Origin of the sequence: Methanoculleus taiwanensis, from assembly GCF_004102725.1 — an archaeon.
Taxonomy (GTDB): Archaea; Halobacteriota; Methanomicrobia; order Methanomicrobiales; family Methanoculleaceae; genus Methanoculleus_A; species Methanoculleus_A taiwanensis.
Genome location: NZ_LHQS01000003.1, coordinates 333,531 through 350,050 on the forward strand (window position 1 = coordinate 333,531; position 16,520 = coordinate 350,050).

Annotated in this window: 14 protein-coding genes and 1 tRNA gene; 8 read left to right on the forward strand and 7 right to left on the reverse strand. The window is 58.9% G+C overall.

What is annotated here, in order from left to right:
- The first annotated feature begins 52 nt into the window (after nucleotides 1-52).
- From ABH15_RS12245 to ABH15_RS12265, 5 genes are all read left to right on the forward strand, one after another.
- On the forward strand, nucleotides 53-1,000 hold the full coding sequence (locus tag ABH15_RS12245) for a DUF7544 domain-containing protein (RefSeq protein WP_128694667.1): 948 nt from the start codon (nucleotides 53-55) through the stop codon (nucleotides 998-1,000).
- 60 nt (nucleotides 1,001-1,060) lie between these two features.
- A complete protein-coding gene (locus ABH15_RS12250; protein WP_128694668.1) occupies nucleotides 1,061-2,548 on the forward strand; it encodes a TrkH family potassium uptake protein in 1,488 nt (495 codons plus the stop codon).
- A gap of 88 nt (nucleotides 2,549-2,636) precedes the next feature.
- A complete protein-coding gene (locus ABH15_RS12255) occupies nucleotides 2,637-3,326 on the forward strand; it encodes a PrsW family intramembrane metalloprotease (protein WP_128694669.1) in 690 nt (229 codons plus the stop codon).
- A 72-nt stretch (nucleotides 3,327-3,398) separates the two neighbouring features.
- Nucleotides 3,399-4,067 carry a potassium channel family protein gene (locus ABH15_RS12260; RefSeq protein ID WP_128694670.1) on the forward strand — a complete coding sequence of 223 codons (669 nt, stop codon included), beginning with the start codon at nucleotides 3,399-3,401 and terminating at the stop codon, nucleotides 4,065-4,067.
- A 62-nt stretch (nucleotides 4,068-4,129) separates the two neighbouring features.
- Nucleotides 4,130-4,201 (forward strand) — tRNA-Gly (locus tag ABH15_RS12265).
- Between the two features lie 177 nt (nucleotides 4,202-4,378).
- Here the strand turns inward: ABH15_RS12265 and ABH15_RS12270 are convergent.
- The 4 genes from ABH15_RS12270 to ABH15_RS12285 form a co-directional block, all read right to left on the reverse strand.
- Nucleotides 4,379-4,687, reverse strand: a complete 309-nt coding sequence (locus tag ABH15_RS12270) for a glutaredoxin family protein (RefSeq protein WP_164913749.1) — start codon at nucleotides 4,685-4,687, stop codon at nucleotides 4,379-4,381.
- Between the two features lie 259 nt (nucleotides 4,688-4,946).
- The gene (locus ABH15_RS12275) at nucleotides 4,947-5,528 is read right to left on the reverse strand and encodes a fasciclin domain-containing protein (protein WP_128694672.1); all 582 of its coding nucleotides are present in this window, start codon (nucleotides 5,526-5,528) and stop codon (nucleotides 4,947-4,949) included.
- A gap of 161 nt (nucleotides 5,529-5,689) precedes the next feature.
- The gene (locus tag ABH15_RS12280; protein WP_128694673.1) at nucleotides 5,690-7,153 is read right to left on the reverse strand and encodes a thioredoxin-like domain-containing protein; all 1,464 of its coding nucleotides are present in this window, start codon (nucleotides 7,151-7,153) and stop codon (nucleotides 5,690-5,692) included.
- Between the two features lie 92 nt (nucleotides 7,154-7,245).
- The gene (locus tag ABH15_RS12285; RefSeq protein WP_128694674.1) at nucleotides 7,246-8,136 is read right to left on the reverse strand and encodes a hypothetical protein; all 891 of its coding nucleotides are present in this window, start codon (nucleotides 8,134-8,136) and stop codon (nucleotides 7,246-7,248) included.
- 102 nt (nucleotides 8,137-8,238) lie between these two features.
- On the opposite strand from ABH15_RS12285, the gene ABH15_RS12290 reads away from it, so the two are divergent.
- Nucleotides 8,239-8,760: a RimK/LysX family protein gene (locus tag ABH15_RS12290; RefSeq protein ID WP_128694675.1), complete on the forward strand. Its 522-nt coding sequence runs from the start codon at nucleotides 8,239-8,241 to the stop codon at nucleotides 8,758-8,760.
- A gap of 102 nt (nucleotides 8,761-8,862) precedes the next feature.
- On the opposite strand, the gene ABH15_RS13730 is transcribed toward ABH15_RS12290, so the two are convergent.
- Nucleotides 8,863-9,033, reverse strand: a complete 171-nt coding sequence (locus ABH15_RS13730; protein WP_164913750.1) for a hypothetical protein — start codon at nucleotides 9,031-9,033, stop codon at nucleotides 8,863-8,865.
- Nucleotides 9,034-9,304: 271 nt separating this feature from the next.
- Between ABH15_RS13730 and ABH15_RS12295 the strand changes: the two genes are divergently transcribed.
- Together ABH15_RS12295 and ABH15_RS12300 are read left to right on the forward strand one after the other, a co-directional pair.
- Nucleotides 9,305-9,805: a metallophosphoesterase gene (locus tag ABH15_RS12295; RefSeq protein ID WP_128694676.1), complete on the forward strand. Its 501-nt coding sequence runs from the start codon at nucleotides 9,305-9,307 to the stop codon at nucleotides 9,803-9,805.
- A gap of 275 nt (nucleotides 9,806-10,080) precedes the next feature.
- On the forward strand, nucleotides 10,081-11,190 hold the full coding sequence (locus tag ABH15_RS12300; RefSeq protein ID WP_164913751.1) for a protease inhibitor I42 family protein: 1,110 nt from the start codon (nucleotides 10,081-10,083) through the stop codon (nucleotides 11,188-11,190).
- Between the two features lie 73 nt (nucleotides 11,191-11,263).
- Here the strand turns inward: ABH15_RS12300 and ABH15_RS12305 are convergent, their stop codons facing one another.
- Complete coding sequence (locus tag ABH15_RS12305) at nucleotides 11,264-12,409, reverse strand: hypothetical protein (protein WP_128694678.1); 1,146 nt, start codon at nucleotides 12,407-12,409, stop codon at nucleotides 11,264-11,266.
- A 90-nt stretch (nucleotides 12,410-12,499) separates the two neighbouring features.
- A complete protein-coding gene (locus ABH15_RS12310; protein ID WP_164913752.1) occupies nucleotides 12,500-16,393 on the reverse strand; it encodes a NosD domain-containing protein in 3,894 nt (1,297 codons plus the stop codon).
- Between the last annotated feature and the right edge of the window lie 127 nt (nucleotides 16,394-16,520).

Consider the following 16,520-nt stretch of genomic DNA (forward strand, 5'->3'; position numbering starts at 1 on the left):
CGTGGTTTCAGAACGCTTAACCGGCGGGAGATCCGATCATCTTCCGATTTATATGGCAGACGATACCTACGCATTCGACGAACTCGAGGGGACGCTGAACCGCACGAAAAACCTCCTCTGGCCGATAAACTGGGCGATATGGTTCCGCCTCGCAGTTATCACCCTCTTTGTCGGCGGGGGTTTCAGTTTCCCGAACGTCTTTCAGTACAACTTCCCCGGAGACGACTACGGAGCACCCATGGCCGGAGGATTTGACGGTTTCGCACCGCTCTTCTTCGGCGTCATCGCTCTTGTCCTGATCCTCGCACTCTTCTTCATGTTCGTCAGCGCGACGGTTCAGTTCGTCTTCGTCGAGAGCCTTGCCTCCCGGTCGTTCCGGCTGGCGCCGCTCTTTTCGAAGCACCTCGGGAAAGGTGCGCGGCTCTTCGCCTTTCAGCTGGCACTATCCGTACTCATGCTGCTCGCCATGGCCGCAATCTTCCTCGTCATCTTCGCTCCCATGGTTCTTGGCGGCGGTTCGATCGGGGTATCGTTCTCGCTCCTTCTGCTGGTCCTCATCCCCGCAGCCATACTGGTAGCCCTCATATTCGGCCTGGTCATCCAGCTGACCGTCGACTTTGTCGTCCCCATCATGCTCCACGACGACTGCGGCGTCATCTCCGGATGGCGGCACCTCTGGCCGGCAGTCTCGTCGCAGGTGCTGCAGACGGTCGTCTACATCGTCGTAAAACTCATCCTCGCAGTTCTCGCAGCGATCGTCGAGGCGATACTCATCATCCTCGCCTTGATCGTCATCGCCATACCCTTCGCCCTGATCGGGATTGCCCTGATCGCCCTCGGAGTCCAGAATATCGCAATCTTCCTGATCCTGCTCATCCCCTACCTCATCATCGCTATCCCCGCAGCGCTCCTCATCCAGGTGCCGTTCGTCACCTTCCTGCGGTACTACTCGCTTCTCGTCCTCGGAAGACTGGCACCGCGGTACACTCTCCTCGCATAACCCTTTTTTCGGGGAGGGAAATCTTCTAAATAATAATCCGCAGTATATCGCCGAAGGAGCATGCACGAACTGGTCTCCCCGGTGAATTCACGGTCGATCCTGAAATACACGGGCTACCTTCTGCTGATGATCGGCGCTATCATAGCAGTGCCGGTCGCTGCCGCGCTTATTCTCGGCGAGATTGTCCCGGCAGCGATCTACGCGGCGAGCAGCGGCGTCACCCTGCTTGCCGGCGGCCTTCTGATCCGTCTCCTCCCCGAGTGCGAGCTTCACCAGAAAGAGGCGATTGTCATCGCCGCTATCGTCTTCCCCTTAAGTTCGATCATCAATGCCGTCCCCCTCGCTCTCGTAAACAACCTGCCGGCACTCGATGCGCTCTTTGAGAGCGTATCCGGACTGACGACGACCGGCCTCTCCGTCGCACCGGCAGGGGTGAGCGCCCTCTTCCTCTTCACCCGGTCATGGGCGCAGTGGGTCGGCGGCATCGGTATCGCCGTCCTTGCACTCTCCATTCTCGTAACACCAGGAACAAGCGCGTTCCGGCTCTTTGACGCAAATATCGGCGAGACGCGCCTTCGACCGAACGTCGCCGGGACGGCCAGGGTACTCGGGACGGTCTATGCAGGGATCACCATCCTCACCTTCATACTGCTGCTCCTCGCAGGCATGCCGATCTTCGATGCAGTCTGTCAAGCATTCACAACGGTATCTACAGGAGGATTCTCAACCAAACCTGAGAGTATCGCCGGGTTTTCGGGGGGCGGCATCCCCATCATCATCGCGTTCGGGTGCATCATGGGAGCGGCCAACTTCGCCCTCTACCCAAAACTCTTCAGAGCGCCGCGAACTGCTCTCGCGAGCATCCAGTTGCGCTACTTCATACTCTTCCTCACTCTCGGGACAGTCGGCCTCGCTGTCACCATTCCAGGAGCTGCGCCCGGGATCATCGTCTCGGAGGCAGCCTTCCAGGCAATCTCGGCACTGACGACAGCGGGCTTCTCGACGATCGATATCGGCGCTCTCCCGGATACATCGAAAGCCGTGCTGACGGCGCTGATGTGGATCGGCGGGGGGGTCGGTTCGACGGCGGGCGGGATTAAGATCGTCCGCATTGTGATACTGGTACAACTCGTCCGGATTGTATTCGTCAGATTCTTTGTACCGCGGGAGACCGTCATCCCGCTGAAGATAAGAGACCATATCGTCGACGAACAGAAGCTCACGTACCTCTTCACCTTCGTCCTGCTCTACTTCGCCGCCGTCGCTCTCTCAGCGTTCGCCGTTATGCTCCACGGAGTTCCCATGGTCGATGCAGTCTTCGAAGTCTCGAGCGCTCTTGGGACCGTCGGCCTCTCCTCCGGCATTACCGGGGCGGAGATGGCAGGAACACTGAAAGCCGTCCTGATCGCCGATATGCTGCTCGGAAGAATTGAGATAATCCCTCTTCTCATCTTCCTCATGCCCAGCACGTGGCGAAGGAGGCCTGACCGCGCCGCCGGAACAGGCGCCGGGAAGGCGCCTGCAGCCCAAATTCCGATCGTCAGGTAGCGGGGCGGGAGCGCCCGGCGGGCGAATCCTGCCGGGAAAGACTCATCAGCGATCAGGACAGTGACTGGCAGAGAACTCCGGAGCAAAAATGGTGCAGATAGACCTCCTCGTCCTGTTTACACTGGCACTCGGCCCGGGAATCTTCTGGGTCTGGTACTTCTACCACCGGGACCGGTACGACCCCGAACCGGCGTATCTGGTTCTGCGGATGTTCCTCCTCGGCATCGCCGTCACGTTTCCGGTCGCTTTCATTGAAGGGGTCGTCGGCATCCTGATAGCCTCACCGCTCGTTCTCGCGGTTATCGTCGCACCTATAGTCGAAGAGTACGGGAAGTATTTCGTTGTCCGGAAAGGGATCTATCGCGACCGAGAGTTCGACGAACCCATGGACGGTATCGTCTACGCGGCGTCGGCAGCACTCGGATTCGCATCGCTCGAGAACCTGATATACGTATTCTCGGCCTATACCCTCTCTCCGGAAGCGGCGGTAGGAACGATCGTCGTTCGTGCACTCTTCTCGGTTCCTGCACACGCCCTCTTTGCATGCATCTGGGGATACGCCCTTGGGAGAGCGAAGTTCGCTCCCCCCGAGCAGCGCCGGGGGATCGTTGCCCGCGGCCTCGTCGTTGCGATGGTTCTCCACGCCCTCTTCAATTTTCTGCTCATCACGGCAGAAGTTTACGCGCTTGCGATGCTCGTCTTTATTCTGGTGCTGATACCGGGGATGTGGCTGCTCGCCAACCGGAACATCGGCAGGGCGCTTGGCAGGGAGCGGTGAAGAGACGGAGACGACCGGCAGGTATAAGGGGATAGGCCGGGGTAACATCCGGATTACGGAAGCGAACCATACATGCGTATCATCATCGTCGGTGCGAGCCCGCTCGGACAGCATCTGGCACAGCGCCTGATCCGCGAGCGGCATGAAGTTATCCTGATCGACAGGGATGCCGGGCGTGCCCGGGAACTTGCAGAGATCCTCGACTGCACCGTTATCAATGCGGAGGGTACCCGGCCGGACGTGCTCGAAAAAGCAGAGATTGGAGACGCAGATGCCGTGGTGGCATGCACCGACCACGACCAGGACAACATCATCATCGGCCTGGTTGCGCGTAAATCGGACGTCCCCGAGATCGTGCTTCGAACCGACGATGAACAGTTCCTGGCGGTGGCGAAGAAACTCGGGTTCCACCACATCATCAACCCGGCGCAGATCGGATCGATGATCATCACCGATGCGCTCAGGGGCGTGGATACCACCGAGCTCTCCACACTCATCCGCGGCGATGTCCGATTTATCAGTATTATCGTTGAAAAGCGGCTTAAAGGAACCAGAATGGACGATATCAACCTTCCCGAGGATAGCGCCGTCATCGGCATCTACCGTGACGGCCGGTTCCTCCTGGCAAGAGAGAAACCCGCGCTTCGGCCGGAGGATGAGCTCATCATCGTCACCCGAAGCGCGTATGTCAGGGAGATCTGCGAGAATCTCTGCGAGGAGACGGAGAATATCATCATCTAGCGTGCACCATTTCGATAGGCTTATATCCTACCGGATACCACGTTGTAAGGCACACGATGTGTGCGCCGATAGTGTAGTGGTTATCACTAGGCGTTGCCAACGCCTAAACCCGGGTTCGAGTCCCGGTCGGCGCATCGATTCTTTCTGTTCTTTGCATCTTCTTTCCGGCATCGTCACATAGATTCTGCCCGCATCGACCCAAAATGGCCGGAGACATGTGAAGTGCGGGGATGAAGCGGTTCATGCCTCCTTTGCCCAATACGCCCGGTAGAGAGCGGAGCTCCCCATAACAGACAGAAAACAGGAGGGGACTACCGTTCGCCCAGGGCGTGCGGCACCATTACCATCCCTTTCAGGCATTCCTGCACGAACTCACGCACCTTCCACGCACTCAGCGTATCGCTCTGGACAAGCACCTTATCACCGATCTTGATGACGGGAACGCCGTATAGATTTATCTGACGGAGTTCTTCGATCTCTGCAGATCCCTCACCAACGATCCTTTCAAGAACCACCTCATCGTAATCGATGCCGAGCTCGGCAAGTATCAATCGGACGTTGTCCGTCGCCTGCGCACAGATGTTGCAGCCTGAACTTCGGTATATTACAATGACGCTCACCGGAACCACCGGAGCAGCATTACAGGCAGATGTAAAAAAGGTTCCTTCGAGGCAGATGCATCCGGAATCTCCGTCGTGCACTACGACAGAGGATGCCACCCAGGACAGGACTTCGCCGGAGCTCGGGGATCAATCATAGATGATTCCACCACCAGCCCGACAGCCGGGCATGATCGGCACCGTCGGGAGAGTCGGGCAGGGACGGTTCATCCCGCCGCATGACTCTCCCGCTGCCCCTCCTCTTAAGAATGGCCGTTGATCAGGTCGTATTCACCGTTACGTTGCCGGTCTCATTCCCTCCGCCGACAGAGACCGTCGGGGGCACCATCACTGCATTCACAACATGGATGACACCGTTGCTCGCCTCGATATCACTCGTCGTCACCATGGCTCCGTCAACCGTCACGACACCGTTCGTCGTGTTGACGGAGAGTGTGCTGCCTTCAAGGGTCTCAAGGGAGTTTAACTGTGCCAGATCCGAGGACATGTACTGTCCGGGAACAACGTGGTACAGCAGAATCTGCTGCAGATCGCCCTCTGGATCCTGCATCAGCTGATCCAGCGTGCCTGCAGGCAATTGCTCGAAAGCACTGTTCGGCGGTGCAAAGACCGTATACGGCCCCTCCTGACTCAGCGTATCGGTCAGATTCGCAGCCACAAGTGCATCGACGAGTGTCGAGAACTGGGAATCGTTCGCTGCGATATCGACGATTGTCTGATCCGCAGTCTCGTTTGCAGTCTCGTTTGCAGTCTCATTGCCGGGCAGCTCGGTCGTGCACCCGCAGCATACGGTCAGTGCCCCGAGCACCAGAGCAACCAACACCATTCCATACAATCTCATACCTACCCCCTCCGTTTCAAACGGATGTACAGTGCGCTACGACGCACTCCTCATATATAAGAGTGACTCACAGGAGGCGGCCAGATGATTGCGCCCGAAGCCGGGAGAGACCTCGCGGCCCGGAAGGATCGGGAGGAGAAACTCCGGGAGGCGGTTTGAACTCATTTCCAGATCGCCAGCGTCGAGATGAGATGCCGTACCGGGTCGTACACCCGGATAGCGTGGTTGCCGGTATCCGCAATGTAAAAAAGCCCGCCGAAGGCTACAAGCCCGCCCGGTTCACTCAGCATACCGTCCCCGGCGAGACCGTCCCGGTAGCCGCGTCTCCCGTTCCCTGCCATGGAGATGACCCAGTCCGTCGCCACATCGAGCCATTTGATCTTGTGGTTCCCGGTGTCCGCAATGTAAATGCGGCCGTCCGCGAACGTCACACCGAGCGGGTGGTGAACTCGTGCCATCCGTGCGATAGTATCGAGGTCACCGAAATCGGTGAGGCCGTGACCGATGCGTGTCGTGACCATCCCACGACAGATCTGCCTGATCGCGGAGGCATCGCTGTCCGCCACATAAAGCACCTCGCCGTCCGTCGTAATGCCGGTAGGCTCTGCAAACGCTGCTTCCTCAAGCGGCCCGTCGATGAGTGCCGCGGCTCCGGTGCCGGCATACGGCCGGACCTCGTGCGTAGCAAGATCCATCCTCCATATCTGGCGCGTTCCCGCCATGGCTATCCAGAGATCCTCGCCGAGCAGCACGAGATCCCGGGGAGAACTGAGCGCGACGTCGGTATCCCCGCCGATGTCCCTCCCGGGCATCGCCTCAAGCCCCGTGCCGGCGATCGTTTCCACCGTCCTTTCCCGGAGAGAGACTCTTCGGATGAGGTGATTGCCGGTATCGGCAACATACAGAACCGACTCCCGGCCGTCGTATGCAAGTCCCTGCGGCATGTAGAAGGCAGCCTCCTCGAAGGATCCGTCCCGGCGACCGGGTTTACCGGATCCGATAGCCTCGAGTATCTTTCCGTCCGGCCTGACAAGAAGAATACGGTGGTGATTCGAGTCGGATATAAAGAGCCTCTCTCCCCCGTAGTCGGCCTCGATCTTCCCCGGATAGTAGAGCATGCCTCCTCGTGCGGTATCCCGAATGAATCCGAAGGCCATACGCTCCTTCTTCAGCGTTCCCCGTCCTTCATACGTCCTGCTTATCTTCGCGATCATCGGATCGAGCCGCTCATAGATCCCTTCGCCCTCTATCTTGCCGACAACAGCTCCCTCGGGATCGATCAGGACGAACGACGGCCACGACCTGATACCGAAGCGGCGCCAGAAGGTCAGATCGCGGTCGACGATAACGGGATGCTCAAAGCCAGTATGGAGGATAGCCTCCCTGATATTCCCGGTCACACGCTCAAGCTCGTATCGCGGGGAGTGCACCCCGATGACGACGAGCTCCGGATACTTCTCGACAAGCCGCGTAATATCCGGCATCACCTGCATACAGCTGACGCAGCAGAATGTCCAGAAATCGAGCAGCACGATCTTTCCTGCCAGATCCTGCATCGAGAGAGGGCGATCCGTATTGAACCATTCAAGGTCTGCGGGAAACTCGAAGAGAGAGATCTGCTCCATGATGGCAGTGTCTACAGCGGGCGGATTATATGAATGTTGGGATGTGGCGGAAAGGGACTCATCCGCCGCAGGGGGAGCTCCGGCACGGAGTATCATGCAGGAGGCAGTTCTCTCCCGGCCCTCCGGAGCATCCCGGCAGCAAACCTGACGCCATCCTCCACCCGGCTCTGCTGGATGACATCCGGTTTGACGAAAAATTCGTGCCGGAGCGAGAGCATGGTTGCAGATACCGAATCCCAGAAGGTGCTCTCATTACCCGGCTCCCGAGGACCTGCCGGCATATGGAACCCTTTCAGTGATTCCGGGAAAATCCGGGCGAATGCCGCGGCAGATTCGTCTCCCTTTGCGATCCGGAACTGCCTGATATCAAGGGCAACACCGGCGAAAGTCTCAATATCAGGGCAGTGGTCGGTGAGGTGCAGCCAGAACGAACGCAGCTGCGTTTCGGAGAAGACGGCCTGTTCAGCCCGGTTCACGAGGAGGAAGATCGGTGACGAACCGAGCGCATCCAGATACGCACCGGAGAGGACGGCGATAGCCCGAACGATATCCGCGACGGTGTTTTTCCGATCCCCGGAGTAGATCTCGACGGCGTGCGGGGAAGTGCCGAGGTAGTCGGAGAGACCGAGGAGCATATCGGCGTAGGCGCTCACCCACGCAGGGTCATGCCACCGCAGAGGCGGTACGATCCGCCGCCCGTGACGATCATTCCTCGGGATCGACGGATCTGTATGGAGAGAATACTTCAGATCGGCGGGAACCGGCCGGTCACGCTGATAAAGCAGTTCTATCGAAGATTGCGTAAGAAATGCACCGACATCCTGTCCGGTACGCTCCACCTCGGTCTTGTTCTTGATCAGGTCTGCGGGAACCTCGACGATATCACACCGGGCATTCCGTGCCCGTTCCCAACGTTCGATCAGCCCTCCCCGCTGCTTCAGTTCGGTGACATTGGGGTAGACAAAATGTACTCGTGCCATCACTCATCGGCATACCCATACCTCCCGGTGAGAAATAAGTTGGCACTCAGGAAGGTTCGGCCTCCCCGGCACCTTTATGGACAGCATCGGTCTTACGGAAGGACGATGGATACCAGTGAGCTCCAGAAGCAGCTCTCCTTTCTGAAGGCGGAGAGGGACCTTCCGGAACGGTTCGGCATTCCGACGGATGCATTTCTTCCCCTTTTCTTCTCGCTCCGGTTCGGAGGAGACTGGAGTTATGCTGCAGAAGAGATCCAAACGATCTCGATAGCGAAGAAGACGTCCATATACGACGACGAGACGAGGGTTGGGTATACACGCGAGGAGATCTTCCTCCTCGTCAACCCGCAGATCATCGAGAGCGAGGGGACAGTTCACCGGCTCGAGAAGTGTGGTGATGAACAGATTCGGATGCTGGTTGCGCGACCGTTTCAGGTGAAGGTGCAGGCCGAGCAGATCATCATAATGACCGTCAACCCCCTCCGGCGCGAGATCGTCACGGAGAGACTCCCGGAGACGAAGATGACCTTTTCAGGATCGACGGCATACGATCTCGCCCACGAGATGGAGCATCTCAGCGAGGGAAAGGTCTCGGGAGAGAGTCTCTGGGAGTTTCGGATCCGATAACCGGATGAACCGGGCGATGCAGGTTGCCTGCGTCTCCGGGTGTCGTCCCGGAGCATACGCAACGCCACCGGCATACCTGCCGCATTCTCCACCGTAAAGCGGTTAATCGTCGTACATGTCGAGTGCTTCGAGATCGTCATCGATACTGTCGGGATACGGAACATCCATCACCACGGCACCGTCCTCGAGGACGTCGCCGATCTCAAAGTACAAGCCGGGTGGGTACTCCCGTTCTTCCATCTTTCCGCTTGATTGCCTGACAAGTAGCCACATACGCTACCTCCATATTGCACTCCGTCCGGCCGTATGCCGCGTGCAAGAGCGGCATACGGCCTGAGGAGATCTGCCATACTCTTGTATCGCCAGAAGGGGAATATGGAGTTTACGATCCGGGAACGATTCAATCCAGTGTACATTCTAAAAATCCCGGATGATTTGACCTCCAGCCAGGAGCGCGCCCCGCACTCCGGAAGAATGGCAGGCCGGAACGGTATCAGCAGGTATAAGAGCACGGCCGTAATCGGGATACCCGGGTGAGAACCATATGCTCATCGGCCTGATCTCTGATACGCATGACAATCTGGAAATGGTCGACCTGGCCGTCGGGAGGCTGAATGATGAGGGTGTCGACCTTGTCCTGCATGCCGGCGACTACGTCTCTCCGTTCGTCATTCCCCGCCTCGGAAGACTGAACGCTCCGCTTATCGGCGTACTCGGGAATAATGACGGAGATCACGCACTGCTGAAGGTCCGGTTCGCCGAGGCGGACGATCTCGAACTGCGGGGTCGGTTTGCCGCCGTTACGGCAGGCGGGATTACGCTAGGTCTGCTGCATGGCGAAGAGATCGAACTCCTCTCAGCACTTACCGAACGGCAGGCCTTCGATGTCGTCGTCCACGGCCATACTCACCGGGCAGGGATGCAGATGAGCGGGGAGACTCTCGTCATCAACCCGGGCGAGGTCTGCGGCTACCTCTTCGGGGAACCTTCGATCGCACTGCTGGAGACGGGTACCCGAAGCGCAACGATCGTGAACCTCCGGTGAGGACGGCGTGGCCTGCAGAAGAGCCCGGGGGCGCCCACCCCGGCACGCGGCGTATAGCAGCTGCTATACCGGATCACAGGCTCATACCGAGTATAATAATGGTTAAATATAATTGGTGCATTCTCCGCTTCACGTAAAGGGGGAGCGTAATGAGACAGATTTTGCTTTTGAGCGTAGTATTCCTTTTTCTGGCGTTACCTGCCACGACAGGGGCAGATCCCGCCGGAGAGGAGAATACAACGGGAGATCTGACGACGGATACCGTGACAGGGGATATGACCCTGATCGGCGCCATCGAGGCGGACCGGAATCTGACCGAGTTCGCCCGGGCGCTCGACGCGACCAACCTGACCGCGACACTTCAAATCGGCGGCCCCTATACCGTCTTTGCACCGGAAGATTCCGCCTTCGCAGCCCTGGGCAACGAAACCGCGGGAGAACTTATGAACGACACCGAGCGACTCAGAACAACTCTCGAGTCTCACGTTGTCAGGGGAGACCTCACAGCAGAGCAGCTCAAAGAGATGGTGCAGGATAGGAACATGACCGGCAGGGAAGCCGGGATCACGCTGCAGACGCTCTCCGGAGAGAATCTGACAATCGATCTCGACGAGACGAACAACCGGTTGACGGTGAGCGGCGCGATGATTCTCACGCCCGATATCAATACAAGCAACGGCACCATCCACACCATCGATCAGGTGCTGATGCCTGCAGACGAATCGAAGGTGCAGGACTATATCGTCACCGGGGCGGACAACAACGAGACGGTGGTCATCCCGCTCACGAGCGCCATCACCGTCCGGCTCCCGGAAAACCCGTCGACCCCATATTTCTGGAACGTAACGGTCACACGGGGCATGGAGCTTGTCGGTGAGACGTTCATACCCGAATCCGGGAACGAAAGCGCCGCGGCTCCCGGTATCCGGGAGTGGCACCTTGTGCCGAACGATACGGGCACCCACCAGTTCACGGCGCTCCTCCAGGAACCCGGGGAGAATACCACCGAAACCGTGGAACGGTTCCAGATCACCATGCAGGTCGTCGAGAACCGGACCGACGTCTTCACCGGGGCGGATAACGGAGGCACGGTGACCCTTTCGCCCGGCACCTATGCCACCGTCAGACTGGATGAAAATCCGTCGACGGGGTACGTATGGAATGTCTCGACGACCGACGGGCTTACCATCGTCGGCGATCTCTTCACCGAAAACGAGACAGGTCTCGTCGGGGCGGGCGGAACCCATGAATGGTTCTTCAGAACAGCGGACGGGGGAAGAGAAACCTTCTCGGCCGTGTATAAACGCCCATGGGAGAACGCCACAAGCACCGATGACAGATTCATCCTCGCCGTAAACGTCTCGGACACCGCAACCGGGATCTAAGGGAGGCATGAGGCAATCCCACGCCTGCATCCGGAGATCCCGCAATACCGGATAAGAAAAGAAGATCCGGGGGTTACTGTCTGCGCAGGAAGAAGATGCCTCCGACAGCAGCCACAGCCAGAATGACCACGCCGATGATCGCGAGCATCGGAACCTCGCCGATCGGGGCGGAGGTCTCGCTGCCGGTAGTAACCGGCGCCGTTGCAGTCTCCTCCGGCTGAACAGTCACCGTTTCGGTCGGGGTGATCTCCGGGGTCTCCGTCACGTTGGACGGTTGGGTGTCGGAACTGCCGGTTTCCACCAGATCGCCGGAGAAGATACTGCCCCCGGTCCCACCGCTCGGTACAGGCAATCCGCCGCCACCACTGCCACCGCCGCCACCGCCGGGCGTCGGTGTGGGGGGTACGGCAGGTGCGCCGAAGAGTCCGTAGATGCTGAAGTGGTCAACGACGGCTTCGACGTAGTTTTGATCCATGTTCCGTCCGGTCGTGACATCCTGCCAGGCAGACCCGTCCCACCAGGTGATCTTCAGGCTGTCTTCAGAGAGGCCCGCAGCAGCGATCTCGGCATCGGTATAGTACATCCGGAAGGTGACTTTGGAGATGGCGCTGGCCGGGATCGTCGTCGAGATAGCGACGAACTTCATGCCGCTCAGGCCGGCGATACCGGCGTTCACGGGGTTCTGGTCGCCGGGATACCGGGCGACGCTCAGCTGTTCACCGCTCAGCGGAGTTTCCGTCACAAGACCGATCCAGAGACCGGCACCGGGGAACGAAAAGGGCGTCTCCTGCCCTGCCGGCATGGTAACCTCCACCGACTCGATCGAGCCGGGCGGAACTGCCGGAATGGCTTCCCGGGTGGTCAGGCTGAGGCGAGTGACCTCTCCGGACGCGAACGTTGTGGTCTGCTGTGCAGAGATACCGTTCACATAGAAGGTGATCTGCTGGCCGGATTTATCACCGACAACAATGAGTGTCGGCTCTCCGGGATAGACCCACCCATAGGCTCCGGTCTTGGTCGTCACGATACTGCCGCACTCTTTCCCGTCGATATATGCCGCGATCTCCGTCCCCGCCAGTGCAGGATTGCCGAGGTTATCGGCGACCGAGCCGTTGAAGAACTGCGGGAGCGGCGGGTTCGACGCATCCTCTGCCAGAACGGTGGTGACCAGAGCGCAGGAGACCACGAGACAGATGAGCATTACGTATCCTTTTTTCATGTTTTATCCCCACATAAAGAAAAAGCGGGAACCGGGGTTCCCGCCGTTTGCTGTCAGTTTCTGCATCCCCTTCTCGGACGTGCAGTATTCCTAGCAGCAGAGGTTCACTGCCGGGATGTTCAGGGGTGTTGAGGAGAAGCCTGCAAGCGTGTCGCAGTTCTTCATGAAGACCCAGTATCCTCGTCCGACATCCATGGTCGGCGCCTCATCGCACCCGGCGGTGTAGACCCAGCAGTCCTCGTTCACGGACGGGCTGACGACGAGTGTGTAGCCAATCTTCCCGTCGGGAGTCTCCGCCACGGAGACGAGCGTCTTGTCGACCGGCAGGGTCTCCCACAGAAGGCAGTCCTGGTCGAGGCAGTATGCAGGCCCGATCAGGTTCCAGCCGGGCTTAAGGCACTTTACGGCCGGGCTTGTGATCTCCGGGTTGATCGCGAGCGGCACACGGTCGTCGCGGATCATCTTGATGAAGATCGCATCAAGCGGCCCTATCTCGGTCGAGTCGATGACCTGCACCCAGGTCTGCTGCTCGGCATCCCACGTGACTGCAGCGCAATAGTCAAGGCCGTCGCCGAGCTTGCTGATCGATCCCCAGCTGCTGTTGACGAGCGAGATCGGAGTGGAGAGCGTGTTCCAGCCCATCTTAAGGGCGTAGTAGTCGTACTCACCCTTCAGCTCAAAGCCGAAGGCAGCCTTCTGCTCGCCGATGACGACTGCAAAGGGCTGAGTCAGCCACGGCTCGTAGGTGCAGGTTCCGTAGACGGCATCACCGATGCCAGGTCCGACACCGGAGGGGCCGCTGATAGCGCCGTAGTAGTTGTAGGTCGCATCGGTGGGATCGAAGTCCTCGGCACCGACCTCAGTGGGCAGAGCGATGGAATCGACCACGAAGAGGCCGGCATCGTCGCTCCCGACGAGGTCGTTGAAGTTCACGTCGCCACCGTAGGTGAAGACGCCGATGCCTGCAGAGAACGCAAGGGATGCTGCGTCGGTGCGGTAACCTTCGGCGATAGCCTCGGCAACCGCGCACCCGTGGCCCTCGACGGTGTTCTGCTCGATGGCAGACTCGTGGTCAAGGATACCGATACCGAGGCCGGCGCTGAGCGCGTAACCGCACGCATTCTCAAGGAGCGCTTCGGTCTCGGCGATGGCCGCGGCGTTCGCGCTTGCGTCCGCGAGGACGTTGTTGCAGGTGACGATCGAGTTGATCGAGGCAATACCCACGGCAAGGCCGGCGGCACCGCTCGCAGATCCGACCTCAAGAGCGGATGCTTCGTAGGTCTCCGCAGTCGCTCCCTCAACGCAGGCAGTGACGTTCACGTCGTTGCCGTCGATGGAGGACCTCGGAGCGACGATACCGACGCTCGCACCAAGACCGCCCGCAAGAGCGACCGGGTCGCCGATACCCTCGGCGTAGAGGTTCATCGAGAGGCAGTTTTCAACGGTTACGTCATTCTTTTTCACGGTGTTCTGGTAGTAGTTCTCTTCGATAGTGCTCTGACCGACGGGGATGTCGATCTGATCAAGGGTGTTCAGCGTTACGATACCGATACCGGCCGAGCCGAGGAGGCCGTATGCGCCGGAATACTCGTTCGGGACGCCCTCGATGGAGGCGCCGTCGTACTCACCGCAGATATCGATATCGACGGTGTTTTCGGAGATGTCGTTGATATACGCGAGAGCAGTGATACCGACCGCAGCCACGCCGTTCAGGCCGGTCGTGACGGCATCCCTGGTGCCGACGAGCTCCTCTTCGGCATATGCAGCGGCCTTGAGAGCGCTGCTGACGGAGACATCGTTCCCGGTGATGACTGCAGAGTAACCCGAGGGGCCGATGATACCGAACCCGGCACCGAGCCCGGTCTGACCGGCCAGGGCATCTTCAATACCTACTTCGGCGTACGAGGCGGCGACCGCCGCGGTATCGACGCAGACATCGACGGCATTGTCGTTGATCTCAACATTTCCGCAGGTATCCGCAAAGACACCGATGACGGCGCTCGACGATCTCACGGTAGCGAATGCATCGGTGGAACCGATGATCGAGTTTACCGATTCATTCACCAGCATGGCCTGCTCCTGCACGAACATGCCCTCACGGGCGAGCCGTGCCATCAGGCAGTCGGGCGTCATGCCGGAGTAGGATGCGACCGCAACACCGACGACGGCGTTGCTGCCGCCGACATCGACGCAGTTGCCGATGACGGTCGTGTCGTAGGTGTCATAGAGCGTGATACCGAGTACCTCGGTTGCTGCAAGACCAACGGTGTTCGCATAGCCGGTCTCGTCTCCCGCAGCAGAAGCAACCTCGGTGTCGAGGAGCACGGTGACACTGTTTTCGTAAACGTCGGAGTCGTAGCCACCCCAGAGGCTCAGGCCTTCCGCCCAGATGCCGCCGTAGGCAAGGGCAAAGGCCTCACTCTCGTCGGCAGCCTCGATGCAGAGGTCGACACTGATAATGTTGTCGTGAACGTCCGCATCGCCGCAGGCATCGATATCGACACCGGTGGTGCCCGACCACTCTGCAACCGATTCACCGGCGACCTCGGCGTGCATCGCGTCCATTACCTGGGCACGCTCGGAGGTTCCGACGGCGATCGCTCCGTTAAGGGACGAAGCCGCAACATTGGCTTCCATATCGACACAGTTCCCGGCAATCTGAGACTGGTAACTGTCACAGACATAGATGCCCTCCATCCAGAAGGCTGCACTGCATCCTGCATCGAGGTTGTCGACGACTCCGTTGCGGACAAGGCTCTCAAGACAGGCGTCGATACCGACGGTGTTGCCGATGACCTGAACCTTCTCGGCGGAGTCGACGTTGATGCCATATCCGGTGGCAACGACACCAAAGACCTTCATGCAGATCTCGTTGCCGACGATCTGGCCTTTCTCGGCGTCCCATACATCGATACCGTACGGGTCGGCGGTGTACGCCTCGGTACAGGAGTCGATCGTGTTGGAGTCGACAAGGACTTTCAGGCCGGTCGCATAGATGCCGTCGGCGTAGGCGTAGTCAGCCGCTGCAGTCGAAGTGATCTCGTTGCAGGAGACCTCGGCGAAGTCGCCTTCGACATCGATACCGACGGTTCCGGCGAAGCTCCCGATAACGCAGACATCACAGGTTGCGGTAACGTCGACGACGTTCTCTTCAACCACCGCGGAGTATCCGTAGACCGAGATACCGGCGGCATACGCGTAGCAGGACTGCTCAACCGCTGCCGAGATCTCAGAGGATCTCATCCCTGACCGGTGGTCTGCCTTATATCCGGTCTCAAGAACGCTGACAATCGATTCTTCGGTCGCGACGGTGTTCCCGGAACCAATGACGTTAATACAGATGGCGTTGCAGTTTACCTGAGGATTCTCAGAGTCGTCGACGTAGATACCGTACGCTTCCGCGCAGGCATCGATCGTGATGCCGTTGCCGGATATGACGGCATTATCAGAGCAGTAGACAGCGATACCGTCGCCAAACAGTACATCGAGGTCTATGCAGTTGTCGGTTATCCGAACATTGTCGGCATACTCAGCGAGAATCCCGACCTCTTCGGCATTGATGATGGTAAAACCGCTGACGGTAACGTCCGCCGCATCGTGGATGTAAATGCCGATCGGCTCTCCCGTCGCGTCGAGGACCGTACCCTCATCGGCGATCACGGAGACCCCGCACTTGGTGATCTCGACCGACTCATAGTAGGTCGCGTCGCCAACATGCACAATGCCGTATTCTGCGACGGCATCGACTGCCTCCTGGATGGTCGCGAAGTGATCGCATCCGTATCCCGGAGTAGATGGTCCGTAGCTCGGACAGACCCAGACCTCACATGGCGCAGGCGCCGAGGCAGTTTGAGCCGACACAGCAGGCGTGGTATTCTCCACATCCGCTGCACTTACGGGCACGAACAGCAGTGCCGCAATGGCCAGTGCAAACACCGACCAGAGAAGCAACCGGTTTGATTGCCCGGATTTTGATTTCGTCATGCTTTCTTCACCTGTTTTCATACCCATCGCCTGAACGATGTTAGACGCGCATAGACGTAACTCACATATATAACTTTCTCATACAGGGGAATCTGCGAGAAATAATTAAATAAAATAATCATTGTCC

Coding starts and splice junctions, on each gene's coding strand:
- ABH15_RS12310 (WP_164913752.1), bottom strand. CDS start 16,393: ATGACGAAATCAAAATCCGGGCAATCAAACCGGTTGCTTCTCTGGTCG.
- ABH15_RS12280 (WP_128694673.1), bottom strand. CDS start 7,153: ATGGAGCAGATCTCTCTCTTCGAGTTTCCCGCAGACCTTGAATGGTTC.
- ABH15_RS12290 (WP_128694675.1), top strand. CDS start 8,239: ATGGATACCAGTGAGCTCCAGAAGCAGCTCTCCTTTCTGAAGGCGGAG.
- ABH15_RS12275 (WP_128694672.1), bottom strand. CDS start 5,528: ATGAGATTGTATGGAATGGTGTTGGTTGCTCTGGTGCTCGGGGCACTG.
- ABH15_RS12295 (WP_128694676.1), top strand. CDS start 9,305: ATGCTCATCGGCCTGATCTCTGATACGCATGACAATCTGGAAATGGTC.
- ABH15_RS12255 (WP_128694669.1), top strand. CDS start 2,637: ATGGTGCAGATAGACCTCCTCGTCCTGTTTACACTGGCACTCGGCCCG.
- ABH15_RS12250 (WP_128694668.1), top strand. CDS start 1,061: ATGCACGAACTGGTCTCCCCGGTGAATTCACGGTCGATCCTGAAATAC.
- ABH15_RS12305 (WP_128694678.1), bottom strand. CDS start 12,409: ATGAAAAAAGGATACGTAATGCTCATCTGTCTCGTGGTCTCCTGCGCT.
- ABH15_RS12245 (WP_128694667.1), top strand. CDS start 53: ATGGCAGACGATACCTACGCATTCGACGAACTCGAGGGGACGCTGAAC.
- ABH15_RS12300 (WP_164913751.1), top strand. CDS start 10,081: ATGACCCTGATCGGCGCCATCGAGGCGGACCGGAATCTGACCGAGTTC.
- ABH15_RS12260 (WP_128694670.1), top strand. CDS start 3,399: ATGCGTATCATCATCGTCGGTGCGAGCCCGCTCGGACAGCATCTGGCA.
- ABH15_RS13730 (WP_164913750.1), bottom strand. CDS start 9,033: ATGTGGCTACTTGTCAGGCAATCAAGCGGAAAGATGGAAGAACGGGAG.